Annotated in this window: 27 protein-coding genes and 1 pseudogene; 16 read left to right on the forward strand and 12 right to left on the reverse strand. The window is 31.9% G+C overall.

Going from position 1 to position 26,007, the window contains the following annotated elements:
- Window positions 1-2 precede the first annotated feature (2 nt).
- Both LNAT_RS00305 and hisF read right to left on the reverse strand, forming a co-directional pair.
- A complete protein-coding gene (locus LNAT_RS00305; protein ID WP_096257939.1) occupies window positions 3-434 on the reverse strand; it encodes a hypothetical protein in 432 nt (143 codons plus the stop codon).
- Window positions 435-456: 22 nt separating this feature from the next.
- Window positions 457-1,218, reverse strand: coding sequence for an imidazole glycerol phosphate synthase subunit HisF (hisF, locus tag LNAT_RS00310; protein WP_096257940.1), 762 nt, complete (start codon window positions 1,216-1,218; stop codon window positions 457-459).
- Between the two features lie 58 nt (window positions 1,219-1,276).
- On the opposite strand from hisF, the gene rsmA reads away from it, so the two are divergent.
- Both rsmA and LNAT_RS00320 read left to right on the forward strand, forming a co-directional pair.
- Entirely contained in the window at window positions 1,277-2,035 is a 759-nt protein-coding gene (rsmA, locus tag LNAT_RS00315) for a 16S rRNA (adenine(1518)-N(6)/adenine(1519)-N(6))-dimethyltransferase RsmA (RefSeq protein ID WP_096257941.1), read from the forward strand.
- Window positions 2,016-3,941, forward strand: a complete 1,926-nt coding sequence (locus LNAT_RS00320; protein ID WP_238593947.1) for a ribonuclease J — start codon at window positions 2,016-2,018, stop codon at window positions 3,939-3,941. Before rsmA ends, LNAT_RS00320 begins: the two co-directional genes overlap by 20 nt.
- Here LNAT_RS00320 and LNAT_RS00325 read toward each other — a convergent pair.
- Window positions 3,929-6,157 (reverse strand): transporter substrate-binding domain-containing diguanylate cyclase, encoded by a 2,229-nt coding sequence (locus LNAT_RS00325; protein WP_143471325.1) that lies wholly within the window; start codon window positions 6,155-6,157, stop codon window positions 3,929-3,931. The genes LNAT_RS00320 and LNAT_RS00325 overlap by 13 nt on opposite strands.
- 86 nt (window positions 6,158-6,243) lie before the next feature.
- On the opposite strand from LNAT_RS00325, the gene LNAT_RS00330 reads away from it, so the two are divergent.
- The 10 genes from LNAT_RS00330 to LNAT_RS00370 all read left to right on the forward strand — a co-directional run bounded on the left by LNAT_RS00330 (window position 6,244) and on the right by LNAT_RS00370 (window position 15,044).
- Complete coding sequence (locus tag LNAT_RS00330) at window positions 6,244-6,483, forward strand: HP0495 family protein (protein WP_096257943.1); 240 nt, start codon at window positions 6,244-6,246, stop codon at window positions 6,481-6,483.
- A gap of 9 nt (window positions 6,484-6,492) precedes the next feature.
- Window positions 6,493-7,461 (forward strand): dihydroorotase, encoded by a 969-nt coding sequence (gene pyrC / locus LNAT_RS00335; RefSeq protein WP_096257944.1) that lies wholly within the window; start codon window positions 6,493-6,495, stop codon window positions 7,459-7,461.
- A 118-nt stretch (window positions 7,462-7,579) separates the two neighbouring features.
- On the forward strand, window positions 7,580-9,691 hold the full coding sequence (locus LNAT_RS00340; protein ID WP_096257945.1) for a ribonucleoside triphosphate reductase: 2,112 nt from the start codon (window positions 7,580-7,582) through the stop codon (window positions 9,689-9,691).
- 33 nt (window positions 9,692-9,724) lie between these two features.
- A complete protein-coding gene (gene nrdD / locus LNAT_RS09040; protein ID WP_143471330.1) occupies window positions 9,725-9,877 on the forward strand; it encodes an anaerobic ribonucleoside-triphosphate reductase in 153 nt (50 codons plus the stop codon).
- Window positions 9,877-10,554, forward strand: coding sequence for an anaerobic ribonucleoside-triphosphate reductase activating protein (locus tag LNAT_RS00345; protein WP_096257946.1), 678 nt, complete (start codon window positions 9,877-9,879; stop codon window positions 10,552-10,554). The genes nrdD and LNAT_RS00345 overlap by 1 nt, the downstream gene beginning before the upstream one ends.
- A 32-nt stretch (window positions 10,555-10,586) precedes the next feature.
- On the forward strand, window positions 10,587-10,832 hold the full coding sequence (locus LNAT_RS00350) for a FeoA family protein (protein ID WP_238593948.1): 246 nt from the start codon (window positions 10,587-10,589) through the stop codon (window positions 10,830-10,832).
- Complete coding sequence (gene feoB / locus LNAT_RS00355) at window positions 10,829-12,943, forward strand: ferrous iron transport protein B (RefSeq protein WP_096257947.1); 2,115 nt, start codon at window positions 10,829-10,831, stop codon at window positions 12,941-12,943. Before LNAT_RS00350 ends, feoB begins: the two co-directional genes overlap by 4 nt.
- On the forward strand, window positions 12,943-13,737 hold the full coding sequence (locus LNAT_RS00360) for a sulfite exporter TauE/SafE family protein (protein ID WP_096257948.1): 795 nt from the start codon (window positions 12,943-12,945) through the stop codon (window positions 13,735-13,737). The genes feoB and LNAT_RS00360 overlap by 1 nt, the downstream gene beginning before the upstream one ends.
- Window positions 13,738-13,746: 9 nt before the next feature.
- Entirely contained in the window at window positions 13,747-14,352 is a 606-nt protein-coding gene (locus tag LNAT_RS00365) for a class I SAM-dependent methyltransferase (protein ID WP_096257949.1), read from the forward strand.
- Window positions 14,349-15,044 carry an MBL fold metallo-hydrolase gene (locus tag LNAT_RS00370; RefSeq protein ID WP_096257950.1) on the forward strand — a complete coding sequence of 232 codons (696 nt, stop codon included), beginning with the start codon at window positions 14,349-14,351 and terminating at the stop codon, window positions 15,042-15,044. The genes LNAT_RS00365 and LNAT_RS00370 overlap by 4 nt, the downstream gene beginning before the upstream one ends.
- Here LNAT_RS00370 and LNAT_RS00375 read toward each other — a convergent pair.
- The 5 genes from LNAT_RS00375 to LNAT_RS00395 are packed head-to-tail and all read right to left on the reverse strand — an operon-like array spanning window position 15,041 to window position 18,329.
- Window positions 15,041-15,667 carry a TrmH family RNA methyltransferase gene (locus LNAT_RS00375; protein ID WP_096257951.1) on the reverse strand — a complete coding sequence of 209 codons (627 nt, stop codon included), beginning with the start codon at window positions 15,665-15,667 and terminating at the stop codon, window positions 15,041-15,043. The genes LNAT_RS00370 and LNAT_RS00375 overlap by 4 nt on opposite strands.
- 9 nt (window positions 15,668-15,676) lie before the next feature.
- A complete protein-coding gene (locus LNAT_RS00380; RefSeq protein WP_096257952.1) occupies window positions 15,677-16,456 on the reverse strand; it encodes a metal ABC transporter permease in 780 nt (259 codons plus the stop codon).
- Entirely contained in the window at window positions 16,437-17,165 is a 729-nt protein-coding gene (locus LNAT_RS00385; protein WP_096257953.1) for a metal ABC transporter ATP-binding protein, read from the reverse strand. Before LNAT_RS00385 ends, LNAT_RS00380 begins: the two co-directional genes overlap by 20 nt.
- A complete protein-coding gene (locus tag LNAT_RS00390) occupies window positions 17,162-17,968 on the reverse strand; it encodes a metal ABC transporter solute-binding protein, Zn/Mn family (RefSeq protein WP_096257954.1) in 807 nt (268 codons plus the stop codon). The genes LNAT_RS00385 and LNAT_RS00390 overlap by 4 nt, the downstream gene beginning before the upstream one ends.
- A complete protein-coding gene (locus LNAT_RS00395; protein WP_096257955.1) occupies window positions 17,934-18,329 on the reverse strand; it encodes a Fur family transcriptional regulator in 396 nt (131 codons plus the stop codon). Before LNAT_RS00395 ends, LNAT_RS00390 begins: the two co-directional genes overlap by 35 nt.
- A gap of 452 nt (window positions 18,330-18,781) precedes the next feature.
- Between LNAT_RS00395 and LNAT_RS08985 the strand changes: the two are divergent.
- Window positions 18,782-19,228, forward strand: a pseudogene (locus LNAT_RS08985) (methyl-accepting chemotaxis protein); the annotation flags it as partial.
- Here the strand turns inward: LNAT_RS08985 and LNAT_RS00405 are convergent.
- The 3 genes from LNAT_RS00405 to purB are packed head-to-tail and all read right to left on the reverse strand — an operon-like array spanning window position 19,218 to window position 21,847.
- Window positions 19,218-19,823 carry a protein-L-isoaspartate(D-aspartate) O-methyltransferase gene (locus LNAT_RS00405; RefSeq protein ID WP_096257956.1) on the reverse strand — a complete coding sequence of 202 codons (606 nt, stop codon included), beginning with the start codon at window positions 19,821-19,823 and terminating at the stop codon, window positions 19,218-19,220. The pseudogene LNAT_RS08985 and the gene LNAT_RS00405 sit on opposite strands and share 11 nt — an antisense overlap.
- A complete protein-coding gene (locus LNAT_RS00410) occupies window positions 19,820-20,506 on the reverse strand; it encodes a carbon-nitrogen hydrolase family protein (RefSeq protein WP_096257957.1) in 687 nt (228 codons plus the stop codon). The genes LNAT_RS00405 and LNAT_RS00410 overlap by 4 nt, the downstream gene beginning before the upstream one ends.
- 3 nt (window positions 20,507-20,509) lie before the next feature.
- Window positions 20,510-21,847, reverse strand: a complete 1,338-nt coding sequence (purB, locus tag LNAT_RS00415) for an adenylosuccinate lyase (RefSeq protein WP_096257958.1) — start codon at window positions 21,845-21,847, stop codon at window positions 20,510-20,512.
- Between the two features lie 51 nt (window positions 21,848-21,898).
- Here purB and tatB point away from each other — a divergent pair, with 51 nt between their 5' ends.
- Window positions 21,899-22,315 (forward strand): Sec-independent protein translocase protein TatB, encoded by a 417-nt coding sequence (gene tatB / locus LNAT_RS00420; protein WP_096257959.1) that lies wholly within the window; start codon window positions 21,899-21,901, stop codon window positions 22,313-22,315.
- A gap of 39 nt (window positions 22,316-22,354) precedes the next feature.
- Window positions 22,355-23,236, forward strand: coding sequence for an RluA family pseudouridine synthase (locus tag LNAT_RS00425; protein WP_096257960.1), 882 nt, complete (start codon window positions 22,355-22,357; stop codon window positions 23,234-23,236).
- A 125-nt stretch (window positions 23,237-23,361) separates the two neighbouring features.
- On the opposite strand, the gene fliI is transcribed toward LNAT_RS00425, so the two are convergent.
- Window positions 23,362-24,660: a flagellar protein export ATPase FliI gene (fliI, locus tag LNAT_RS00430; RefSeq protein ID WP_096257961.1), complete on the reverse strand. Its 1,299-nt coding sequence runs from the start codon at window positions 24,658-24,660 to the stop codon at window positions 23,362-23,364.
- A gap of 59 nt (window positions 24,661-24,719) precedes the next feature.
- Here fliI and tig point away from each other — a divergent pair, with 59 nt between their 5' ends.
- Window positions 24,720-26,006, forward strand: coding sequence for a trigger factor (gene tig, locus LNAT_RS00435; RefSeq protein ID WP_096257962.1), 1,287 nt, complete (start codon window positions 24,720-24,722; stop codon window positions 26,004-26,006).
- Window position 26,007: the final 1 nt, after the last annotated feature.

Consider the following 26,007-nt stretch of genomic DNA (forward strand, 5'->3'; position numbering starts at 1 on the left):
CTTTAATTACAATCTAAAATTATTTTGTATTTTAGTTCAATTTCCGCCGGTTTAAAAATTATTTTTTCTTCATCAGGATTTAAAAAAATCAAATGTTTAACAGGACAGTTATATTTGTTTTTTATTTTCTGAATGATTTCATATTGATATTTGTCATAATCTATTATAGCAATTTTTATATTTTTAAATTTTGCATCTTTTGGTGCATAGAATCGGTTATTTAAATAATTTTCAATTTCCCTGGAGTCTTTTAAAACATAACCGTTTTTAATTTTATAAAATTGAAATGGAAAAGTTAGGTTTTCTTTTGTTTGTATTAAAATCGCATCAATGTTTGGGACAATAAATTTTTTTTCTATTTTTGTAAATTCCACATCAAAACTAAATAAAACGGTACTAATTAAAAAAATTATAATTAATTTTACATTTTTCATTTTTCATTTTCCATTCAAATTATTAAATTCTTACGCTTATATTGTTTTTTTGTAAATATTTTTTAAGTTCCATTATATCAATTTCCCTGAAATGAAAAATACTGGCAGCCAAAGCGGCATCGGCAGAATGTTCAAAAACTTCTTTGAAATGCTCCATTTTTCCTGCCCCTCCGCTTGCAATTACCGGTACATGTACCATTTTAGAAATAATTTCAGTTATTTCTATATCAAATCCCGCTTTTGTCCCGTCTGTATCCATTGATGTTAACAGTATTTCACCAGCTCCCCTCTCAACAACTTCTTTTGCCCACTTGATTGCATCAAGACCTGTATCAACTCTGCCGCCTTTTATAAATACATTCCATTTTTTAGGCGCTATTTTTTTCACGTCAATTGCAACCACAATACATTGACTTCCAAATCTTTTTGCACCTTCATTTATAAAATCAGGATTTTTAACGGCGGCTGAATTAATTGAAACTTTATCACATCCTACATTGAGTAAATCGTATATATCATTTAATTCACTAATACCCCCTCCCACAGTTAAAGGAATAAAAACTTCTTTTGCAACTTTTTTTACGATATCAACAATTGGTTTTCTGCCTTCATGACTAGCAGTAATATCAAGGAAGGTTAATTCGTCAGCCTCTTCTTGGTTATATCTGATTGCAGCTTCGACAGGATCTCCCGCATCACGCAGTCCCACAAAATTTACCCCTTTAACGACTCTTCCGTCTTTAACATCAAGGCAGGGTATAATTCTTTTTGCAAAATATTCCATATATTACCTTTTTTGTTATAATTTTAACATCTTTACATTAAAAAAAGGATATGCTATAATCAAGGCGAAAAAAAAATTTGGTCAAAATTTTTTAAAAGACAGACATTATTTAAATAAAATCGTCGAAGCGATGCCCAATACTCAGAATTTAACAGTAGAGATTGGGCCTGGCTTAGGCGATTTAACGGAAAAGTTGCTGGAAAAAAGAAGAGTAACAGCAATAGAAATAGATAAAGATTTATGTGAAGTTTTAAAACAAAAATTTCCTGATTTAAATCTTTTGTGTGGTGATGTACTTGAATTTTGGAAAAAGGGGTCTTTAGCAGAAGAAAATTATGATTTGATTGCAAATTTACCTTATTATATTGCAACAAATATAATTTTAAAAGCTTTAAAAGACAAAAATGCAAAAAATATTTTAGTTTTAATTCAAAAAGAAGTTGCAGATAAATTTAGTGCAAAAGTAGGTGAAAGAAATTATTCGGCACTGGCTATTTTAGCTCAGAGTGTGGCTGAAGTTAAAAAATTGTTTGATATACCTCCTGGAGCATTTGTTCCTGCTCCGAAGGTCACAAGCAGTGTAATTTTATTTGAAAAATTTAATGAAACTTATGATGAAGAATTTGCTAAATTTTTAAAAATTGCTTTTGCAAATCCAAGAAAAACGCTTAATAAAAATTTATCTGCAACTGGATTAAAACTACAAGATTTTGGACTTGATCCAAAATTGAGGCCTCATCAGGTAGACGGCTCTACTTTTTTCCAGCTCTTTTCCGCGCTAAAGGAAAGGAGTAAGAATGGAAATAACAAAAAATAATGAAATAAATCAAATTTTAAATAATCAAAATCAAACTGACAAACAAAACAGTAAAAACAGTTTGACAGAAAAAACAAATACAAATAATTCAAATAATCAAGATAAAAAAATAAGAAATTCAAAACCTCAAAAAAAATTAGACCCTAAAAATTTTGTTTGGTTTAAAGATTTAAACAAAGCATTTAATGAAAATGAAAAAATTCACCAAGCAAGACTTACTACATATAATAAAATTAATGAAAATACAAAAGGATGGGTTAGATTTACACCTCTTGGGGGGCTTGATGAAATAGGCGGAAACTGTGCAGTGCTTGAGACTGAAAACAGTGCAATAATTATTGACTGTGGAATGAGTTTTCCAAGTGAAGATATGCATGGAGTTGATATTTTGATTCCGGATTTCAGTTACTTAAAGGAAATCCGTCATAAAATCAAAGGTTTGATTATAACCCACGGTCATGAGGATCATATAGGGGCGGTGCCATATTTGTTTAAAGAAATGCAAGTTCCGATTTATGGTACAAGTTTGCCTCTTGCAATGATAGAAAATAAATTTAAAGAACACAAAATACTTCAGTATAAAAGTTATTTCAGAAGTGTTAAAAAACGACATCCTATTCAAATAGGAGATTTTAAGGTTGAGTGGATTCATATGACCCATTCTATTATTGATTCATCATCTCTTGCAATTCAAACGCCAATAGGGACAATAATTCATACAGGCGATTTTAAAATAGATCATACTCCGATAGACGGATATGCGCCAGATTTACACAGACTTGCATATTATGGGGAAAAAGGTGTTTTAGCGCTTTTCAGTGATTCTACAAACTCATATAAACCCGGAGTTACTCCAAGTGAGAGTGTAGTTGGAAAAACATTTGATGATTTGTTTTTAAAAAGTAAGGGCAGGGTTATTATGTCAACCTTTTCATCAAATATCCACAGGGTTTATCAGGCAATTGAAAGAGGTATTAAACACGGTAGAAAAGTATGTATAATCGGTAGAAGTATGGAACAAAATCTGAATGTGGCGATGGATTTAGGATATATTAAATTGCCAAGAGATATTTTTATAGACCCGTATGAAATCGGTAAATATCAGGATCATGAAATTTTAATTATTACAACCGGTTCCCAGGGTGAAAGTATGAGTGCACTTTACAGAATGGCCATTGATGAACATAGACATGTAAAAATAAAAGAGGGTGATCAGATTGTAATTTCAGCTAAAGCTATTCCTGGAAATGAACCGACAGTTTCCCAACTTATAAACTTTTTAATGAAAAAAGGTGCAAAAGTGGCTTATCAGCAGTTCAGCGAAATACATGTGAGCGGACATGCAAGCCAGGAAGAACAGAAACTGATGCTAAGACTTGTAAAACCTAAATATTTTTTCCCGGTTCACGGAGAATATAACCATTTAATGAAACACAGGGAAACCGCATTATCAACCGGTATGGATGAAAATAATATTTTTGTAATGGAAGACGGGGAACAATGGGAAATTACTCCAAAAAGAGTCAGGAAAGTGAAATCAGTAAAAACAGGTAAAATTTATATAGATAATCAAATTAATGAACAGATTGAAGATGATATAGTACTTGATAGGCAAAAACTTGCAAGTGACGGAATTATTATGATTGTGGCCCAAGTTGATAAACAAAATAAAAAATTAATAAACCGTCCAAGGGTTACAACATATGGAATCATCGCAGATAAAGAAGACAAAGCATTTGCAAAAGAAATGGAGGAGATTTTAATTAATTATATAAACCATGCAAAAGATTATGTTTATGAAAAAAACAGAATTTTTGAAAATGAACTTAGAAATGTCATAAGAAAACATGTATTTAGAAAAACAAAAAAATACCCTACAATTGTTCCGGTGGTTTATTTTATGTAAATTATTCTGTTTCTTCCTTTTTCCTTTGCTAAATACAAAGCGACATCCGCTCTTTGCATTAAAGAAATATAATCATCTTCTTCATTATATTCGGTTACGCCAAAAGAAGCAGTTACTTTCAAACCATTGAAATCATGATTTTCAATGGCCTGTCTTAATTTTTCAGCCAATTTTTTGGCATCACTTCCTTTTGTAAAAGGTAAAATAATAAGAAACTCTTCTCCTCCCCATCTTCCGAAAATGTCTGTTTTTCTGATATTTTGTTGTATTAAATCAGATATTTCCTTTAATACAAAATCACCTTTTGCATGTCCGTAAGTGTCATTAATTTGTTTAAAATGGTCAATATCAAAATATATAATCGAAAGCGGGGTATTGTATCTCTTTGCTTTTTCAATTTCTTCATTCAATCTTTTGTCTATTGCTAATCTGTTTAAAATATTGGTTAACAATTTATCATGAGTTGCAACCATTTCCAATTCTTTTTTTATTTTTTTTATTTTTAAATATAAAATAATCAGTAAAATTAACATTAACAATAAAGTTGCTATAACAGTGATTCCTATTATAATTTTTGTTTTAACCTGTTTATAAGGTATACCGTTATTAATTACAACTGTAAAGTATTTGTTTAATATTTCTATTTTTTCCTGCGGAGTTAAATCATCAATTGCTCTGTTGAGTATTTGCTGGAGTGTTTTGTAATCATCTCTTATCATAAATTTTAGAGGGAAGGAAAAAGGAGTGACACCTTTTATGTTTATATCTAAAAATTTATCTTTGGTAATAAAATATCCTAAAACAGGAAAAATATCTATTACTGCAAAAACATCCCCTTTTTCTAACAGTTTTAATCCTTCTTCCGTATTGTTTACCTGAACAATTTTGATTTTAGGATAATGTTTTTTTATTAATTCGTAAGCAGTGTAATTTTTTCCTATTGCTACTTTTTTTCCATATAAATTTTCCATATCTAAAATAGGGCTTACATTATTTTTAGTTGCTATTACGATAGGATAAGTTGCATAGGGTTTTGTAAAAATTGCGTATTTTTCCCTTTTTTCTGTATTGGTGGTGTTGGGCAGGATATCTGCTTCTTTATTTTCTATTTTTTTTAAAGCAGTTGTAAAATTAGGTGCAATTTCACATGTTTTTTTAAGATATGTTCTGTTGCTGATTAAATTCCAAAAATCTATAGAAATTCCGGTTAATTTATCATGTTTCATATAATTAAATGGAGGCCAGTTGGAAGCAGATATACAGTGAATAATATTATTTTCTATAAATTCTTTTTCTTTTTTTGACATAATATAAGGAGAATATACAAAATCTAAAAAGTGAAAATTGTTTTTAATATTAAAAATTAATTGATATAATAGTTTGATTGCATTGATTTTATCTCTTTTAAATAAAAAATCTTTTGAAAGAAAGGGAATTGTTTTATAAGCTTCGTCTTTTAATTTATCATAAGTAAAATGTTGTGTATTGTATTTTTTTAAAATAACTGTGATTGTTTCATCAATATGATTTTTTGCATATTCCCAGCCTTTTTGAGTGGCTTTTACAAAATTTTTGACAGTTTTTGGATTGTTTTTTAAAAATTTTTCAGAAGTAAAAAGTATGTCTCCGTAAGTATCGATTCCTTCACTTAATGGGGAAAAAAGTTTATACTGAACATTGTTTTTTTGTAAATAATACAATTGGTCTGTAGAAAAAATAATATAAATTCCTTTTTTGTGTATTAAATCATTTATGGAATAGGGCTTGTTGGTACATTTTATATCTTTTATATCTATACCTTCTTTTTTTAGCATTGCAACGATTGCAATATTATAAACCCCCATATTTGAGGAATGTATTGTTTTTCCTTTTAAGTCTTTAATAGATTTTATGGACGGATCCGTAGAAACAAGAGCTAATGGGGTGTTTTCAAAAATAGGCATGAGAGCAATAACAGGTTTTTCCTTTAATTTGTAATATATCAGTGAGGAATTTCCTATACCAAAATCGGCTTTGTTTGTTAAAACATCATTGACGATATTGTTACCGTGGAATTCATTAAAATTTACATTCAAACCGAATTTTTTATAAAAGCCTTTTTCTTTAGCCATATAAAAACCGGCAAATTGAAAGGCATTTTTCCATTTTAAATCTAGAGTTATATTTGTAGCAGCGTAAACAGAAGATATTAATAAAATAATTATAAAAATTGGCATAATAAAAAAACCCCCCAAAATTTGATATAATATAATTATATAAAAAAATATTATATCAACAAAACTTTTTAAATTAAAGGAGAAAAATGAAGAAAAAAATAGAATATCCAAGAATGTGGGGATATACTATTATAGGGGAAGATAAAGAAAAAATGAAAAATGCCGTAAAAGAGTGTATTGACAATCAGGAATGTGAGGTAAAAGATTCAAAATCTCACGGAAAATATCATTCCCAAAAATTTGAGGCTTATGTAACAAGTGAAGAAGAAAGAAATGAATTTTTTAAAAGATTACAGCAGCATAAAGATATAAAATTTGTTTTATAAAGGTTTAAAATGATAATAAATACTCCGATAGATATGCATTTACATTTAAGAGAGGGAGATATCTTAAAAGATGTATTGCCTTATACAGAAAATCAGTTTGCAGCGGCTGTGGTGATGCCGAATTTAGTTCCTCCTGTAGACAATAAGGAAAGGCTGCTTTCTTATAAAGAAGAAATTTTAAAAACTGCTAAAAATTTCATTCCTCTTATGAATGTTTTTATGAGGGATTATAATGAAGATGAATTATTGGAATTAAAAGAGCTGATTTTTGCAATTAAACTTTATCCTGCAGGAATTACTACAAACAGCGAGGGTGGGGTTAAGGGTATAGAATCTGTTTATCCAGTGCTTGAAATGATGCAGGAATTCGAAATTCCTCTTAGTGTTCATGGGGAGACTCACGGATTTGTAATGGAGAGGGAAAGGGAATTTATTCCTGTTTATGAAAAACTGGCCCGTGATTTTCCAAAACTTAAAATTATAATGGAACATGTCGGGACTGCTGAAATGCTTGATTTGCTTGATAAATATGATAATCTGTATGCCACAGTTACCCTTCATCATCTGCTTTTAACATTAGATGATGTGGCAGGAGGTATGCTAAATCCCCACTATTTTTGTAAACCTATTATTAAAACTCCAAAAGACAGGGATGCAATACAACGATTCGTAAAATCGGGCCATAAAAAAGTTATGTTTGGAAGCGATTCTGCCCCTCATCCATTGAAAAATAAACTAAAAGGTGCTGCAGGAGTGTTTTCTGCACCTGTAATACTGCCTGCACTTGCTGAATTTTTTGAAGGTGATATTGAAACATTTCAAAAATTTATAAGCGATAACGCAAGAAATAATTTTAATATCAATGTACCTGAAAAAAAAGTGGAAATTGTAAAAGAAGAATGGAGAGCTCCTTATATAGTGGGTGAAATCAAACCTATGTTTGCAGGAAAAATTTTTAAATTTAAAGTTATAAGTTAACGCCAAATTTAGGCATTGAACAGGTATTTAGGATAAAAAGAGTCCCGAAATCTCGGGATTTTTTAAGTTTTGATTAAGCTTGTAGTAGTATAATTTTCAAAAACCTCAGGGGCTACATATGAAAAAAGTAATAAAAAGAGACGGAAGCTATCAGAATTATTTCCCTTATAAAATTGAAGAAGCAATTATTAAAGCTTTTGATGCCACAAATGTAAAATACGACCCTCATGTGTTTGAAGAAGTGATTGAGAGAATAAAAGAGATAGAAACCCCGGAAGTAGAGTTTATTCAGGATTTAATAGAGAAATCTTTGTATAAACATGGATATTTTGATGTAATGAAAAATTTTATGCTTTATAGACACCTGCATAAACTTCAAAGAGAAAATCTGTTAGACAAAGAAGCCACATATATAAACTGCAATACCACAATAGAAGAATATATCAGCAAACAGGACTGGAGAATTCAGGCAAACTCAAATACGGGATATTCACATGCCGGACTTATAAACAATACCGCCGGTAAGGTAATAGCAAATTACTGGCTTGATAAGGTTTATTCCCCTGAAGAAGGCAGGGCTCACAGAGATGGGGATTATCATATCCACGATTTGGACTGTCTTGCACCATATTGTGCCGGTTGGAGTTTGAGAAATTTATTGAATGAAGGGTTTAACGGAGTTAGGGGAAGAGTTGAAAGCACTCCCCCAAATCATTTTAGAAGTGCTTTGGGGCAGATGGCAAATTTTTTGGGAATACTGCAGAGTGAATGGGCGGGAGCTCAGGCATTTAGCAGTTTTGACACATATCTTGCCCCTTATGTTTTTAAAGATAAACTAAATTACAATGAAATAAAAAACGCAATTGAGAGTTTTGTGTACAATTTAAATGTTCCGGCCCGCTGGGGACAGAGTCCTTTTACAAACATTACACTTGATTTTAAAGTGCCGGATGATTTAAGAGATCAGATTCCTACAAAAAACAATAAGCATCTGTTTGAAGGAATAGAAGATAAAGAATTACTAGCCAAACTTCAAAAAAGAAATCCTAAAATCAAAAAACTAACCGATGCGACTTATAAAGATTTTGAACCGGAAATGCAGGAAATTATAAAAGCGTATTATGAAGTAATGACAAAAGGCGATGCAATAGGTCAGCCTTTTACATTCCCTATTCCTACGGTAAATATTACAGAAGATTTTGACTGGGATTCACCTGCTGCTCAGGCACTTTGGGAAAACACAGCAAAAATAGGAAGCAGTTATTTTCAAAATTTTATAGGAAGCCAGTATATTATAGATGAAAACGGAAACAGAGTAAGAAACCCGAATGCTTACGAACCCGGGGCGGTCAGGAGTATGTGCTGCAGATTGCAGCTTGATTTAAGAGAGCTTTTAAAAAGAGGTGGCGGACTTTTTGGAAGTGCCGAAATGACAGGAAGTATCGGGGTTGTAACAATTAATATGGCAAGACTGGGATATCTTTTTAAAAGAGATAAAGAAGCACTTCTTGAGAGACTTGAATATCTAATGGAACTTGCTAAATCAACGTTAGAGAAAAAAAGAAAATTTGTACAGGAAATGTATGACAGGGGGCTTTATCCTTATACAAGAAGATATCTCCCTGGATTTAACAATCATTTTTCAACAATCGGTGTAAACGGTATGAATGAAATGATAAGAAACTTTACCAACGACAAGGAAAATATAGCAACCAAATGGGGAATTGAATTTGCAAAGGAGATACTCGAATTTATGAGGGAAAAACTAAAAAAATTCCAGGAAGAGACAGGAAATCTTTATAACCTTGAAGCTACTCCTGCAGAAGGAACAACATACAGGTTTGCAAAAGAAGATAAAAAAAGGTTTCCAAATATTATTCAGGCGGGATTTGAAGATGCACCTTATTATACAAATTCATCACAACTGCCTGTAAATTATACCGATGACCCGTTCGAAGCACTTTCACTTCAGGATGAACTGCAGACTTTATATACAGGGGGAACGGTTTTGCATCTTTATATGAGTGAAAAATTAAGTTCGCCGGAGGCTGCTAAAAATCTGGTAAGAAAAGCAATTACAAATTTCAGACTGCCTTATATTTCTATTACACCGGTATTCAGTGTATGCCCGAAACACGGATATATTCCGGGTGAACATGAATACTGTCCATACTGCGATGAGGAACTTTTACAGAAAATTGAAGAAGGTAAATTCAAACTTGATGATTAAATCAAAAAAGGAGATAATATGGAAGAAAAAGTTTTGTCAAAAGAAGAAATTTTAGAAAAATTAAGAGAAAAAAGACAAAAATGTATGGTTTATACAAGGGTAATGGGATATCACAGACCTGTTGAGAGTTTCAATATAGGTAAAAAAGCTGAACATAAAGAGAGAAAATATTATAAAGAAAATTAGTGAACGGTATTTATTCTATTCAAAAATTTTCCTCTCTTGATTTTCCAGGAAGACTATGTGCGATTCTTTGGTTTAGCGGCTGCAATATGAGATGCCCTTACTGCTACAATAAAGATGTTGTGTTTGGAAAAAAACAGATTGAAGAAGATGAGGTAATAGATTTTTTAAAAACAAGAACGGGGCTGCTTGACGGTGTGACATTTACAGGAGGATGTCCTACTCTTTATCCCAATCTTATAAATTTTTCTAAAAAAATCAAAGATATGGGATTTGAAATAAAACTGGATACAAACGGTATAAACTTTGAAATTTTAAAAGAAATGAAGGATAAAAATCTTGTTGATTATATAGCCCTTGATTTTAAAGCCCCACCTGAGAAATTTGAGCAAATTACCAAAAACAGACATTATGAAAAATTTGAGAGTACTCTTGAAATGTTGATTAACTCTAATATTGAATTTGAGGTAAGGACTACTGTCCATACGGATTTACTGGATGAAAATGATATAAATAAGATTATCACTATTTTAAAAAATAAAGGTTATAAAGGAACTTATTATCTTCAAAATTTCTTTGAAACCGATAAAGAAACAATTGGAAATATTGGCCCTCAGAAAAGAAAACTTGATTTATCCCTTCTTGATAATTCAATACCTCTTGAATTTAGAAATTTTTAGTATAATAATCCTTAAGTTATTTAAGGAAAAACATGAGTCAGAAAAAACTCTCCCAAATGCTGCCACAAGAAAAAGGTATCATTAAAAAAATAGGGAATATAGAAAAACTTAAAGAGAGACTTTTGGAACTGGGCGCTTTAAAAAACACTCCCATAGAAGTTATACGTACAGCCCCTTTCGGTGATCCTATAGAGTTAAAAATAGGCAATACCTATGTAGCAATCAGGAAAAATGAAGCAGATAAAATAGATGTTGAACTTTTTAAGGAAAAAAATTGATAACCATTGCTTTTGTGGGAAATCCGAATACAGGAAAAACAGCCTTAATCAATGCAATAGCCGGAACTGATTTGGAGGTTGGAAACTGGCCGGGTGTTACGGTTGAAAAAAAAGAAGTGACATTTAATTATGGAAATGAAACACTTCATCTTATTGACCTGCCCGGCACTTACACCTTGTCTCCTTATACCATGGAAGAAAAAATTACAAGGGATGTAATATGCTCTTCTGACATAGACGGAATAATAAATGTTGTGGATACCACTGATATCAGACGTAATTTGTATCTCACACTGGAACTTATAGATTTGCAAAAACCTATTGTAATTTCCCTTAATATGTTTGACGAATTTACAAAAAGGGGATACAGCCTTGATATAGCAAAACTTCAAAATATTCTTGGAATTGTTTGTGTACCTACCATTGCAACAATAAAACTTGGGGTAAAAGAAGTAATTAACAAAAGTGTTGAAGCTGTAAAAAACAATCATATTCCAAAAATAATGCCTTACCAGGAACATATAGAAAAAGAGATTGATTTTTTAATAAAAAAGATGGAAAATATTGATTGCAGATTAAAAAGATTTTTGGCTATCAAACTTTTGGAAAATGATGAATTTGCCATTAAAAGAATTGAAGAAAAAGCCCCCTTTATACTTGAAGATGTAAAAAATGCAAGAGAAAGACTAAAGAAGCATTTTGGAATGAGTGTAAAAGAATTTATTATTCGGGACAGATATCAAAGGATTGATAAAATATTAAATAAAGTTATGCAAAAACCGTTAATAGACAAAGTTCTTTTAAGTGATAAAATTGACGGTATTGTTTTGCATAAATGGCTTGGTCTGCCTGTGTTTTTTACAATAATGTTTTTAATGTTTAAAATAACATTTGACGGCAGTTCTCCATTTGTTGAGTGGATGGGGGGATTTTTTGAAAATTTTGTATCTCCTCATTTAAGGGCGGCAATGACAAATCTGCCAGAGTGGCTTAGTTCTTTTATAGTTGACGGAATGGTAAGCGGTGTGGGATTGGTTCTTTCATTTTTGCCACTTTTATTTTTTTTGTATTTTTTTATGGCTGTTTTGGAAGAGAGCGGATATATGGCAAGGGTCAGTTTTTTGCTTGATAAACTGGCTTCAAAACTTGGAATAAAAGGAAATGCTTTTATATCCTTGATTATCGGGTTTGGCTGTAATGTGCCGGCTGTTTATTCCACAAGGACTATGAGTTCATTTAGGGAGAGAATTATTACAACATTGATGATTCCGTTTATGAGCTGCAGTGCAAGGCTTCCTGTTTATGCCCTTTTTGCGGGGCTGTTTTTTTTTTCTTATCAATCAGTAATTATATTTTCTTTTTATATTATTGGAATTGCAGTCGCTTTTATAACCGCTTTTTTGGCAAATAAAATAATTCCAAAAACATATACGAAACCTTTTTTTCTTGAACTTCCAACTTATCATATACCCACACTCAGGGGTATTTGGATTTTAATGTGGCCAAAACTCAAAGATTTTATAGTAAAAGCCGGAACCGTAATAGTGGCGGCATCCGTGATTCTTTGGGTTGTTATAAATCTTCCGCCAAATTCAACCCCTAAGAGTTCATATCTTGCTGAAATGTCAAAAAAAATTACGCCTGTTTTTAAGCCTTTGGGATTTGGAGGACACTGGGAGCCGGTAGCCGCTTTAATTCCAGGAACATTGGCAAAAGAGGTAATTATAGGGTCTCTAGGTACAATTTACGGTGTTGAGTCGGATAAAAAACCTGTTGCAAAAAACGGAATTTTAAAAGATTTTATAATTCAAATGAAAAGTTTATACAATGCTTTTGCCGAGTCTGTCAGAAATCTTTTTACTGTAAAAATTAAAACACTGGAAATTGAAAAGCAGCCTTCAGAGCTTCAACAAAAAATAAAAAGCCAGTTTACATCTTTGGGGGCTTTCAGTTATCTTGTTTTTGTGCTTTTATATATCCCCTGTGTTTCAACCATGGCGGCGATAAAAAACGAGTTTGGATGGAAGCTGATGATATTTGAAACAGTTTTTTTACCGATAGTGGCATATTTTGTTTCATTTGTAATTTATAATTTTTTAAGGTTTATATAATGATTCAGTATTACATACTTTTGGGAATTATAACGGGTATTTTTGCAGGGGCTTTAGGTGTAGGAGGAGGGCTTGTTATAGTTCCGGGGCTTTTTTTGATTTTTAAGCATTTTCATCTGTTTAATTCTGAATATATGCATTATGTGGCCGGGACATCTTTGATGATAGTCTCTTTTACCGTTATAGGAAATATTATTTCTTATGAGAAGCAAAAAAGAATAGACTGGAATCTTTTTAAAAAACTTGTTTTTTATATTGTTCCGTTTAATATAACAGGTGCCTTGATAGCAAGTTTTCTTCCTTCAAAGATTCTTGAAAAGTTTTTTGGACTTGTTATTTTGATTTTATGTATTAATATGATAATAAATACATTTAAAAAATATAAATTAAAAGTAAATTATGAAAAAAAAGAAATTCCTTTTGTTATGAAAATGGTTATAGGAATTGTAATGGGGCTTAAATCCGGAATGTTTGGAATAGGAGGAGGCGCTTTTATAACTCCTATTTTACTAAATTACGGAGTTGATATTAAAAAAGCCACAGCCACCACTTCGGCGCTTATTCTGCCTCTTGGAATTATCGGAACTTTGATGTATATTTTATTAGGGCTTAAAAGTAATTATCCGTATACCATTGGTTATGTATATCTGCCGGCGGTTTTACTTGTGGCGCCTTTTTCTGTGGCTTCCACTTTTATAGGGGCATGGATGTCACATAAAATGTCAAAACTCTGGCTTAGGGTTTTATTTATTCTGTTTTTGTTTTTTATAAGTTTACATTCACTTTTGGGTTAAAGGAATAAAATGCTTTTTGATAATTTGGTTAATGATTATGAAGCCTGGTTTGAAAAACATCCTGAAATTTATGAAGAGGAGATAAAAACTATTAAAACTCTGCTTCCTGAAGGAAAAGGTATTGAAATAGGGGTCGGTACCGGCAGATTTGCAGCACCTCTTGGTATAAAATTCGGCATTGAGCCAAGCAAAGAGATGGGTGAGGTTGCCAAAAAAAGGGGTATTGAAGTTGTAAATATGACCGCAGAAGAGATGGATTTTAAGGGGGAATTTGATTTTGCTCTGATTGTCACTACTATTTGCTTTGTAAAAGACCCTCTAAAAACGCTTCAAAATACATATAAAGTATTAAAAAAAGGAGGGTTTATACTGGTTGCTTTTGTGGATTTGAATTCTCCTCTTGGAAGATTTTATGAAAAACATAAACAAAAATCCAAGTTTTATAAAGAGGCTACCTTTTTTACGAAAGATGATATAATAGATTTATTAAGTAAAGCAGGATTTGATGATTTTGAATGTGTTGAAAATTTATATGGCAAGAATTTGGATAATTTGAGTTTTGGAATAAATAAATGCAACGGCGGGGCGTTTAAAGTAATAAGGGGTAGAAAATGAGATTCAGTATAGTTTTTGACAACTACAGGGCAAATGAAAAACTGGAGAGTTTTTGGGGATTTGGATGTATGATAAATGATGATTTTTTGTTTGATACAGGAAGTAACGGAAGAGCGCTTGTTAGGAATATGGCAAAGATGAATTTTGATTTGGAAAAATTAAAATATCTTTTTATTTCCCATCCACACTGGGACCATATTGGTGGGATTGATTCTGTTGTTGATGTAAACAGAAATTTAACTCTTTTTTTACCTGATTCTCTTTCGGCTTTATATATAAGGGATTTAAAGAAACTCAGCGAAAAAGTAAAAGTAATAAACGAATATCCTACAAGGCTTTTTGATAATTTTTATTCAACCGGAGTTATGCATCCGGTAGGTGAACAAAGCCTTGTAATTGATGAGGGTGAATTTTCTATTGTAGTTACGGGATGTGCACATCCGGGAATTGTAAATATTGTAAAAAGAGCGATTGAAATGCTAAATAAACCCGTTCTTTATGCACTTGGCGGATTTCATTTAATGAGAAGCTCTGAAGAAGAAATAGCAGAGGTTATAAAAGAGCTTAAAAATTTAGGGGTAGAATATGTAACGCCTACTCACTGCAGCGGGGATTTAGCAATTGAAATGTTTAAAGAGGCTTATGGTGAAAATTATATTCCGGGGGGAGTCGGAAGGATTATTGAGTTTTAATTTTTTTTATGTCTTACTCTTCTTAATTCTTTTTCAATTATATCTTTATAAGCCCATTTTTTAAGGGTTTTTTGAATAATTTCCTCTGTAAGCTGAGGCTTATCATACATACCTTTTAAGCTTCTTTGCCTCTGGGCTTCGTATAAAATAACTGCGTTTGCTACTGACACATTAAGGCTTTGGCTCATTCCATACATAGGAATAATCACTTTTTTGTCCGCATATTTTATGCTTGTTTCACTTGCCCCGTCAACTTCGTTTCCAAGAACAATTAAAGTTGGTTTTGTATAATCAACTTCCCTGAAATCAACTGTATCTTCATCAAGCAGGGTAACTACCACCTGATAGCCTTCTTTTTTGATATCCTGATAAAATTTTTCAATGTCATCAATGTATTCATGAAAAATCCATTTGTGAGCACCCATCGTGATTTCGTTGTTTAATTTTACTTTTTTTTGATGGCGGTAATATAATTTTCCCACATTTACAGCATCACAGGTCCTGACAATTGCCGCAAGGTTGTGGGGCGAATATACATAATCCATAAAAACCCTCAGGGTATCCTGGCGGGTGTAAAGGATTTTTTTCATTTTTTCTAGTCTTTCCTCATTAACTAAATACACTTTACTCCTTTAGTTTTTTTTCAACAGACTCAAAAAAAGTGCAGCAGTTGCAATTATAACAATTGCCGGGGTTGGGGCTATATCATATTTTGCACTGATACAAATTCCGGCTGTTGTAAAAACTGCAGCTAAAACAGAGCTTAAAATAATCATTTTATAAAATTTATTTGTAAATCTCTCAGCAATAAGCGGAGGAATGGTAAAAAGGGCCAAAACCAGAATAATTCCAATAGCCCTTACACTCATTACAATACTTAATGTTGTAAGGATTAAAAACAGGGTATAAATTAGATTTGCATTTATTCCCCTTAAATATAAAAATTCTCTGTCATAACTCATTGCAAGAAAATAGTTGTAAAGTAAAATAATTGAAATTATTAAAACAATATCAACGCTTATCATATATTTTAAATCATTTGAATCAACAAGTAAAATATTTCCGAAAAGATAGCTTAACACATCCGAATGATATCCGGGTGCCATGGATAAAAAGAGAATTCCCAAACTCATTCCCACAGCCCATATAACTCCTAAGAAACTATCAAGTCTGTTTGGATATTTAACTGAAATAAAAGCTAAAATAAGGGTTAAAAACAAAGCAAAAACGGTGGTTGTAAGTAAAACACTGCTTCCAAGAAAAATGGCAAGCCCGATTCCTCCAAAACTTCCGTGTGCAATACTTCCCGTAATTGCGCTTGCTTTATTTATTACTATCAAAGAGCCTATTATTCCAATGGCAATGCTAAGCAGCACTCCTGCGTATATTGAATTACTTATTAAATCCCACATCTGTATCCTTTAAAAATTCCATTAATTCCACTTCACAGAAATGCTGGTCTGTTGGAATATTAAGTTTAGGCCCTTCGTGAATAATGGCAATTTTATTTATATATGCTATTTTATCTACTTCTTTAAATAATATTTTAATATCATGGCTTACTACTATTCTTGTTATATCAAGACTTTCTATTAAATCCAAAATTTCTTTTTGGCCTTTTATATCAATTGCGCTGGTCGGTTCGTCCATTATCAAAATTTTTGGTTCAGTTGCAAGAGCACGTGCAATTAATACTTTTTGCCTCTGGCCTCCTGAGAGGTCGCGTATTTTTTTATCTTTTAAATGGGCAATATTTAATCTCTCAAGCATTAAAAGAGCTTTATGTTTGTCTTCTTTTGAATAAAAAAACTTGCCTTTTTTAAGTCTTCCCTGCAGTACTATATCAACAACGGTTATAGGAATATCAAGTGAGAAAGTTGTATATTGAGGAACATATCCTATTAAATGGCGTGCTTGAAGTGGGGATTTGCCATAAATTTTAATCTCTCCCCTGTTTGGCTTTAAAAATCCTAAAATCAGTTTTAAAAGAGTGCTTTTTCCCCCTCCGTTTGGACCTATGATGGCCAAAAATTCTTTATCCATGAGGGTTAAATTTATATTTTCTAAAATCCAGTCTTTATCGTATTTAAAATATAAATTTTTTATTGTAATGGCTTTCATTTAAGTGCTTTTATAAGTTTTTTGATTGTAATTCTCGGATCTTCATTTAGCGGGCTTATTACATATGTTTTAGCACCTATTTTTTGTGCAATAATTTCAGCATATTTTTTAGGAAATTCCGGTGAAATGATTACAGTTTTTATGCTGTTTTCCTTTGCAATTTTTAAAATTTTATTCAAGTAAGAAAAGCTCGGTTCTTTTCCCTCTTTTTCGAGAGCTATTTCTTTTATGTGAAAATCCTCTGCAAAATGATAAAATGCGGGATGGAATGTAATAAAGGATTTTTGTTTTATGTTTAAAAATCCCTCTTTTTCAAGACTGGCCAGTGAATCAATAAATTTTACATAATTATTTAGATAAAATTTTTTATTTTCAGGGTCTGCTTTAATGAGTTCATCCAATACCACTTTTGCTTGAAGTTGCAATTTAGCGGGACTTAGCCAGATATGAGGGTTAGAATTTTTGTTTAAGTATTTTCCAAAATATACCACTTTAATGTCGGGATTAACTTCTTTTATTTTTGAGAGGTATTTTTTATCAAATGGTACGCCTATTGTAAAATAAATATCGCTTTTTTTAATGTTTTTAAGTTCTTTGAATCCTATTGAATAGGTTGCAGGAGAACTTCCCGGAGGTACCATTATATAAACATTAGCCTTTTTACCCGCTATTGCTTTTACAACCCCTTTTTGGGGTAACACGGTTACTGAAATATTCAGTGCAAAACTTAAAACAGGCAATAACAAAAATAACAAAAATTTTTCACTTTTAATTTTTAACTTTCCACTTTTTTTTACACTCATTGCATATTCCTTCAAATTTAATTTTTATCGAATCTATCGCAAAATCGGTATAATTGGACAAACTTATCACATCTTCCGGTTTTAAAGCATTCAGGCAATAAATTTTTTTGCATATTTTGCATTCAAAATGCGGATGAATCGGGTTGTGAATTTTACAGTTTATTTCGTAAAAACTGATTCCGTCACTGTTTTTTATTTCTCTAATTATTTCTTTTTTTAAAAGAGAGTGCAGATTTCTATAAATTGTAGTTTTGTCTACATTTAAAATGTTTTGCAACTCTTTTGCGGGTAAAATATGTTTTTGTAACAGTTTGGCTATTTTTAATTCTGTTTTTTTCAAATTTTTTAATTTTTCACACATATTGAAATTATAGCAAAATGCAACTTAGTTGCAAATAATTTTTATATTATAATTATAAAAACAATAAGGAGAAAGAAATGTTTTTTGGCAAAAATGACTGTAAGGATTATGAAAAAAAAATAAAACAATTGGAAGAAGAATTGAGTGAAAAGGACAGAATTATAGAGGATTTAAAGAGTCAGTTGAACGAAAAAAAAGTATTGGAAAATAAACTTAATAAATTTACTTCAAAAGCAAGCAGCTGTTTTAACACATTGGAAGAAAACATTGGGTTAATAGAAAAAATTGCCAATAAAGCGGATATTCATATAAATGATGTAAAAACATTAATAGAAGTTGTAAAGGGGAATAAAAAAGAAATAGATGAATTAAAAAGAATTTTTGAAAATTTTGTTAAGGAAGTAGAAAAATTAATCCAGTTTTCCGATGTTGCAAGACAAAATATAGTAGAATTGAATGAGAGTGTAGGAAATATTAATAATATTATACAGCTTATTAAAGAAATTGCAGATCAGACCAATTTATTGGCACTTAATGCCGCAATTGAGGCAGCAAGGGCGGGAGAGCACGGAAGAGGTTTCGCTGTGGTTGCCGATGAGGTGAGAAAACTGGCTGAAAGGACTCAAAAAGCAACAAGTGAAGTTGAAGTGACTATTAATGTTTTAAAACAAAATACTTCCAATTTTACCCAGGAAGGTGCTAATTTAGATCATATCATATTTCAGATGCAAGAACTTTTAAACAGTTTTAAAGAAGGGTTTGAACATTTATTAAGTATTGATGAAAAAGTTTTTGATGAAATTGAAGATATGACTTCTTCTTTAGATGAGTTGGAATCAAAAATTAAAAATTTTGAAAATTTATTGCAAAATCAATACAGAGAAATAGTTAAAGTATAATGCCTTTCTTTAAAGGAACAAATTCACACTTTTCAATCTCTTCTTTTTTGCCGTTTTTATAAAATCTGGTAATTATTTGTTTATTCTCCTTATTAATTGGTGCCAAAATAAAACCATTTTCGTCCAATTGGGCGAATAATTCTTTTGGTATTTCATCAGTTGCGGCAGAAAAAAGGATTCTCTCGTATGGTGCAAATTCCCTCCAGCCGTTTCTTCCGTCGTCGCATTTAATATTAATATTAAAGAGTCTCAGCTTTTCAAATTTCTGTTTTGCCTCTTTTACTAAAGGGCAAATTCTCTCAACAGTAAAAACTCTTCTTACAATTTTGCTTAAAATTGCAGCCTGATATCCGCTGCCGCTTCCTATTTCTAAAACTTTATCTACATTTTCGGGTTCAAGTAAAATGGTCATTTTAGCGATTGTAAGAGGTGAGGAAATTGTGGAATTATCAGCAAGCGGAAGAGGTGTAATGTTATATGCGTGTTTTTCAAGGCCTATCGGAACAAAAAATTTCCTGTCTATTTCAGAAAACGCTTTGTATATAATTGGTGAAAAATTTACATAATCAGCAAGTTTATCGGCTAAAGGATTCATTTTATTCCTATATTTAATTTTTTTCTTATTTTTTTGTTTTTTTCTAAATCGACAAAAGTTATAATTTTTTCATTATCAAATCCAACTCCCTCACCCCATCCATCAAAACTGCATCCGTACGCTTTTTCATTTGCGCTGTTTACTGCAAGAATTTGTGATTGAGTTGAAAGGCTTAGGGCTTTATTTAAAGTTTTAAAATGATTTATTCTCTCTTTTCCCCACCTTGAAGGTACTAAAATCAAATCAACGCCTTTAAATTTTTCCCAATATTCTAAGAATCTTAGCTCAAAACAGATTAAATTTCCTAGCTTAAGTCCTCTCCATTCAAAAATATCCGGTTTGTCCCCAATTTCAAAATATTTTGTTTCATATCCGAAAAGATTAAATTTAGCCCTTTTATAAATAAGCCCGTTATCAAAAAAACAGAAATAATTTTTATTTTCCAAAATTAAAGTCAAAGCAAATGCTTTATTTAATTTTGATAGCTCATCAATCGCAAATTCACCAAATTTATTTGCTTTTTGCCAGTTTTTATAATCAAATCCAGTTAGGGCAACTTCCGGAAAAAGAAGTAAATCGGAAGTAGAGTTTTTAATTATTTGAATAATTTTCTTTAAATTTTTTTCATAATCATTGGTTGAATAAAAATTAACTAATTCAATCTGTAATTTTCCATTATACATTGATTACGCATTGTCTCCATAAACTCTTTTATAAATTTTATCCACATTTCTTGTATAATAGTTGTAATCAAAAAGATTTCTTATTTCATCCTCTTTCATAACTTTTTTTAAATCTTCGTCTTTAAGGAGATTTTCTAAAAACAGGCTCTCACCTTTTTCATTTATAGGTTTTTCGCCTTTTTGAAGCGCTTCCCAAACTTTCATAGCGTTTCTTTGAACAATTTTATAAGCGTCTTCCCTGCTTATACCCCTTTTTGGAAGTTCAAGTAGTACTCTTTGAGAAAATACAAGTCCGCCCGTAAGATTCAGGTTTTTCATCATGTTTTTTGGATATACCAAAAGATTTGAAATAATGTTATTTAATCTATGCAGCATAAAGTCTGTTGTAACAAACGCATCCGGAAGCCAGAATCTCTCAACCGAACTGTGGCTTATGTCTCTTTCATGCCACAAAGCCACATTTTCCATTGCAGGTACAGTATAACTTCTGATAACCCTGGCTAAACCTGTGATGTTTTCACTGAGCACAGGATTTCTTTTATGAGGCATTGCAGAAGAGCCTTTTTGTCCTTTTGAGAAATATTCTTCGGCTTCATAAACCTCTGTTCTTTGAAAATGTCTGATGTTTACTGCTATTTTTTCAACAGTTGATGCAAGTAAACCAAGGGCTGATGCAAGGCGTGCGTATCTGTCTCTTTGAATTACCTGATTTGAAATAGGGGCAGGTTTTAATCCTAAAAATTCACATGTAAGCTCTTCTAGTTCAACCGGTGCGTGCGCAAAATTACCCATAGCCCCGCTAATTTTCCCGACACTTATAACTTCAAGGGTTTCTTCAAGGTTTTTAAGATGTCTTTTCATTTCATCATACCAGATTGATAAAACAAGTCCGAAAGTTATAGGTTCTCCGTGAATTCCGTGGCTTCTTCCCACCATTAAAGTGTATTTATGCTCCATCGCCCTTTTTTTAATACTCTCCATTACCATCTTAACATCATTAATAATAATTTTTAAACTGTCTCTCATCTGAAGAGCAACTGCAGTATCGATTGTGTCAGAACTTGTCATTCCGTAATGAACCCATCTGCTCTCACTCCCTAAACTCTCAGCCACACTTGTTAAAAATGCAATTACATCGTGTTTTGTCTCTTTTTCTATTTCGTCTATTCTTTTAATGTCAAATTTTGCGTTTTCTACAATTTTTTTAGCATCTTCATCAGGAATAAGCCCCAGTTTGTTCCAAGCTTTTACAGCCGCTTTTTCAACTTCAAGCCATGCATTGTATTTGGCTTCCTGACTCCAGAGTTTTTTCATTTCTTCTCTTGCATATCTTTCAACCATTAAAATCCTTTTTTTTGATACAATTATACAATATTTACTAAAAGGACTAATATGCCGGATATGGGCTTTAGTGAAATTTTATTTGTAGCGGTTATTGCCATTATTGTTTTAGGACCTGAAAAACTTCCCGATGCCATGAGGGATTTGGGAAGGCTTTTTATAAAAATAAAAAAGATGTGGAGAGATGCAACCGCCGATATCAGAAGAGAACTGGAACTTGAAGAAATGAAAGCAGAAATGGAACAGTATAAAAAGCAGCTTCAGGAACTTCAAAACAAGGTAACTGGTGAGGCGAATGAAATTAAAAGTTCACTGACTTCCCTTGACGAATTGACAGCTGTCGGTAATACAAGGGATTTTTCAAATATGTTAAATAATAATGAGAAAGTAGATAATGTAAAAAGTAAAATGGAAAATGAAAATAAAAATAATGAAAAGTTAGAAAAAAGTGAAAATAAAGAAAAGTAATTATCCATTTTTCATTATCCATTTTCCATTAGGGATATTATGGGATTTGTAGTTAAAGAATTTGAAATCAAAAATCAGAAGATTCTGGATTTTTTAATAGATCTTGGTTTTTCTATGCGCGAAGCCAAAAGGGCAATCGACAGGGGAAGGGTCAGCCTGAACGGAAAAAGGGTAACTGAAAAGTCCGCAAGAGGCAGCGGAATATTAAAAGCCATAGTGTTTGAACCAAACGGATACGGATTAAAACCAGTTTTTGAAACAGCACATTTTGCCATTTTTGATAAACCAAGCGGAGTTGCTATTCATCCCAAAAAGCTTGCAAATACCAAAAGTCTGCTTGATGATGTAAGGGCGCTGTGGGGAAATAATGCAAATTTAGTCCACAGACTTGACAGGGAGACAAGCGGGCTTGTGATTGCAAGTAAAAACAAGTTTGCCGAAAGTGTTTTAAAGCAGGCGTTTCAAAATAAAAATGTTAAAAAAAGTTATTTAGCCTTGGTTAAAGGTCATTTAGAAAAAACTCTTACCATTAAAAAGCCGATTTTAGCCAATAAAAATGAAAACATTAAAGTAAAGGTAATCATACATCCCGATGGAAAAGAATCCGTTACAATAGTAAAACCCATTAAAAAAATAGGGGACAATACTTTAGTTGAATGTGATTTACTTACAGGCCGCCAGCATCAGATAAGGGTGCATCTGTTCAGCATTGGCCATCCTGTTGTGGGAGATCCATTATATGGTGTAAGTAATGAATTTGCAGACAGATATTTAAATAAACAAGTAACTGAGGAAGAAAGAATTAAAACTACAGGAGCTAAAAGACTTATGCTTCATTCATATAAACTTGAATTTAATTTTATGAATAATAAATACGTAATAAAAAGTGATAAATTTGAAGAATATTTAAGCCAACTTTAAGCCAAACTTAAGCGAACATTAAGTTTTTTCTGTTATAATTTTAACTCAATTTCCCCTCCTTAAAAGTTTTTAAGAATTACCTCCTCTTTTGCCCTTTTGGGCATATTGTTAAATAAAATGTAAATTCATATTATTTCTTTTAGCAAGTTTAAAATTTCTTCATATTTGTATAATTCATCAGGATTCTGTTTTAAAAAATTTTCCATGGCTTCTTTTTTTTCAATTGCTTCGTCTAAATCCCTGTCAACCCCTTTTTGATATGCACCGATTCTTATTAACACTTCATTTTCTTTAAGAAGAGAGTATAAATATTTAAATTTCTGAACCAATGTTAAATGCTCTTTATTTACGACATTGTTCATAACTCTGCTGGCAGATGAAAGGATATCAATTGGAGGATACATACCTCTGTCTGTCAGTTCCCTGTTTAAAATAATATGTCCATCCAGAATACTTCTTGCCTGGTCTGCAATCGGATCGGCTGAGGTATCGTCTCCTTCTACCAAAACGGTAAAAAATGCGGTAATTGAACCTTTGCCTTTTTCTTTTCCGGCTCTTTCCATTAATTGGGGGAGTAAAATAATTGAGCTTGGAGGGTAACCTTTAGAAGTAGGAGGTTCCCCCTGTGCCAGACCTATTTCTCTTTGTGCCATTGCAAAACGTGTTATACTGTCCATTAAAAACAATACATCTTTCCCTTTGTCTTTAAAATATTCAGCCACAGCCATTGCAGAAAACGCCCCGTATTTTCTCATTAAAGCCGAATCATCGCTTGTGGCGGCGATAATTACAGTATTGGCTAAATCCCCCTTTAAATTATGTTCTATAAATTCGGGAATTTCACGGCCCCTCTCACCAATCAGGGCTATTACTTTAATTTCAGCAGAACTTCCTTTTACAATCATACTCATTAAAGTCGATTTTCCAACCCCGCTTCCGGCAAAAATACCCAGTTTCTGACCTTTACCGCAGGTTAAAAGTCCGTCTATCGCTTTAATTCCGGTGGAGAAAACTTCATTTATCACGCCTCTTTTAAGAGGGGATATGGGTTTTTTCATAATCGGATATTTTTTTTCAAATGTTATAGGGCCTTTTGAATCAATCGGATTCATAAAAGGATCCACCACTCTTCCAAGCAGTCCTTCTCCAACCGGGATATTCATTCCGTTTTCGTCTATATAAATTTTATCCCCTATTTTAAAGCCCTCTAAAAAACTAAAAGGGGTGACAATAAAAGAGTTTTCATCGAGGCTTGTCACCATTCCGGGCATTTCTTTTTCATTTGAGCAGATTTTTACTATATCCCCGATTGAAGGATTTAGGCCCGTTGCAATCAAATTGGTTGAATTTATTTTTTTAATAATTCCAAAAGGGCGTGAAAGTTTTTTGGAATTGATTTTATTCTTTATATTCTTTAGAGGCATCGTTTCCTTTCAAATTGTTATAAAATTATGGTATTATACACTTTAAAAAAGGATAATGTATGGTTGAAGCTAAAAAAATAGATTCTGCTAATAGTATAATAAAAGCTGAAATTGAAAATCAAGATTTGGAAGCAAAAAAAGACAAAATTGCTAAGCAACTTGCAAAAAAAGTAAAAATTCAGGGATTCAGACCCGGAAAAGTTCCAGTAAAAATAGTTAAAAAAATGTATGCTGCAGATATAGAACAAGACGCAATAAGCGAAGCCGTAAGAGATGTTTTAAATGAAGGTTTAAAAGCCCTTGAAATTGCTGAAATGATTGCGGAACCGGAAGTTGTTAAATTTGATAAAGGCGAAGAAAAAATTGAAGTGGAAATCAAAGTATTTACCAGACCTGAGGTAAATATTGAGGGTTATGAAGAATGTGTGCCTGAAATTGAAAAAATTGAAGTAAGTGATGAAGAAATCAATGAAGAATTACAAAATATTGCAAAAAGCTTAGCTGAAATTAAAGATTCTGAGAAAGAAGTTGCCCAAAAAGGTGATATTGCCGTTATTGATTTTAAAGGATATATTGACGGGAAAGAAATGGAAAACGGAAGCGCTGAGGATTATCCGCTAGAGCTTGGAAGCAATTCTTTTATTCCTGGATTTGAAGACCAGATTGTAGGTATGAAAGTAGGTGAGAGTAAAAAAATTAAAGTAACTTTCCCTGAAAATTACGGAGCAAAAGAAATTGCAGGAAAAGAGGCTGAATTTGAAGTAACCCTTAAAAAAATCCAGGAAAAAATACCGGCTGAAATTAATGATGATCTGGCTAAAAAATATTTAAATGATGAAAATGCGACATTAGATACTCTTAAAGAACATGTTAAAGAATTGATTTTAAGCAGAAAAAAAGCGGAAGTATTTGCACCTAAAAAAGAAGAAATACTTGAATGTCTGGTTAAAAAATATGAAATTGACCTTCCTGAATCAGTAGTTGAGAGAGAAGTTGAAATAATGATTAATCAGGAAGCTTCTAAAATGAGTCCTGCAGAAATTAAAGAACTTCAGGAAAATCCTGAAAAAGTAAAAGAACTAAGAGAAAAATTACTGCCAGATGCAAAAGACAGGGTAAAATTAACTTTCTTAATTGATGCTATTGCCAAAAAAGAAAATGTAGATGTAAGCGACCAGGAGCTTTCACAGGTGATTTATTATGAAGCTTTGATGCAGGGGCAAAATCCTCAGGATGTGATAAAATATTATCAGGAAAACAATTTACTTCCTGTAATTAAAATGAATATGATTGAGGAAAAACTTTTAAATAAACTTCTTGATGACAAATTATCAAGTGAAGGATAAG

Source organism: Lebetimonas natsushimae (assembly GCF_002335445.1).
In the GTDB taxonomy this organism is placed as follows: Bacteria; Campylobacterota; Campylobacteria; order Campylobacterales; family Nautiliaceae; genus Lebetimonas; species Lebetimonas natsushimae.

Coding starts and splice junctions, on each gene's coding strand:
- LNAT_RS00380 (WP_096257952.1), bottom strand. CDS start 16,456: ATGTGGGATTTAATAAGTAATTCAATATACGCAGGAGTGCTGCTTAGC.
- hisF (WP_096257940.1), bottom strand. CDS start 1,218: ATGGAATATTTTGCAAAAAGAATTATACCCTGCCTTGATGTTAAAGAC.
- LNAT_RS00385 (WP_096257953.1), bottom strand. CDS start 17,165: ATGAAAGCCATTACAATAAAAAATTTATATTTTAAATACGATAAAGAC.
- LNAT_RS00405 (WP_096257956.1), bottom strand. CDS start 19,823: ATGAATCCTTTAGCCGATAAACTTGCTGATTATGTAAATTTTTCACCA.
- purB (WP_096257958.1), bottom strand. CDS start 21,847: ATGGTTGAAAGATATGCAAGAGAAGAAATGAAAAAACTCTGGAGTCAG.
- LNAT_RS00365 (WP_096257949.1), top strand. CDS start 13,747: ATGCTTTTTGATAATTTGGTTAATGATTATGAAGCCTGGTTTGAAAAA.
- LNAT_RS00350 (WP_238593948.1), top strand. CDS start 10,587: ATGAGTCAGAAAAAACTCTCCCAAATGCTGCCACAAGAAAAAGGTATC.
- pyrC (WP_096257944.1), top strand. CDS start 6,493: ATGATAATAAATACTCCGATAGATATGCATTTACATTTAAGAGAGGGA.
- LNAT_RS00395 (WP_096257955.1), bottom strand. CDS start 18,329: ATGTGTGAAAAATTAAAAAATTTGAAAAAAACAGAATTAAAAATAGCC.
- LNAT_RS00410 (WP_096257957.1), bottom strand. CDS start 20,506: ATGTATAATGGAAAATTACAGATTGAATTAGTTAATTTTTATTCAACC.
- tig (WP_096257962.1), top strand. CDS start 24,720: ATGGTTGAAGCTAAAAAAATAGATTCTGCTAATAGTATAATAAAAGCT.
- LNAT_RS00305 (WP_096257939.1), bottom strand. CDS start 434: ATGAAAAATGTAAAATTAATTATAATTTTTTTAATTAGTACCGTTTTA.
- LNAT_RS00370 (WP_096257950.1), top strand. CDS start 14,349: ATGAGATTCAGTATAGTTTTTGACAACTACAGGGCAAATGAAAAACTG.
- LNAT_RS00325 (WP_143471325.1), bottom strand. CDS start 6,157: ATGCCAATTTTTATAATTATTTTATTAATATCTTCTGTTTACGCTGCT.
- LNAT_RS00360 (WP_096257948.1), top strand. CDS start 12,943: ATGATTCAGTATTACATACTTTTGGGAATTATAACGGGTATTTTTGCA.
- LNAT_RS00425 (WP_096257960.1), top strand. CDS start 22,355: ATGGGATTTGTAGTTAAAGAATTTGAAATCAAAAATCAGAAGATTCTG.
- tatB (WP_096257959.1), top strand. CDS start 21,899: ATGCCGGATATGGGCTTTAGTGAAATTTTATTTGTAGCGGTTATTGCC.
- fliI (WP_096257961.1), bottom strand. CDS start 24,660: ATGCCTCTAAAGAATATAAAGAATAAAATCAATTCCAAAAAACTTTCA.
- LNAT_RS00340 (WP_096257945.1), top strand. CDS start 7,580: ATGAAAAAAGTAATAAAAAGAGACGGAAGCTATCAGAATTATTTCCCT.
- LNAT_RS00390 (WP_096257954.1), bottom strand. CDS start 17,968: ATGAGTGTAAAAAAAAGTGGAAAGTTAAAAATTAAAAGTGAAAAATTT.
- LNAT_RS00320 (WP_238593947.1), top strand. CDS start 2,016: ATGGAAATAACAAAAAATAATGAAATAAATCAAATTTTAAATAATCAA.
- LNAT_RS00330 (WP_096257943.1), top strand. CDS start 6,244: ATGAAGAAAAAAATAGAATATCCAAGAATGTGGGGATATACTATTATA.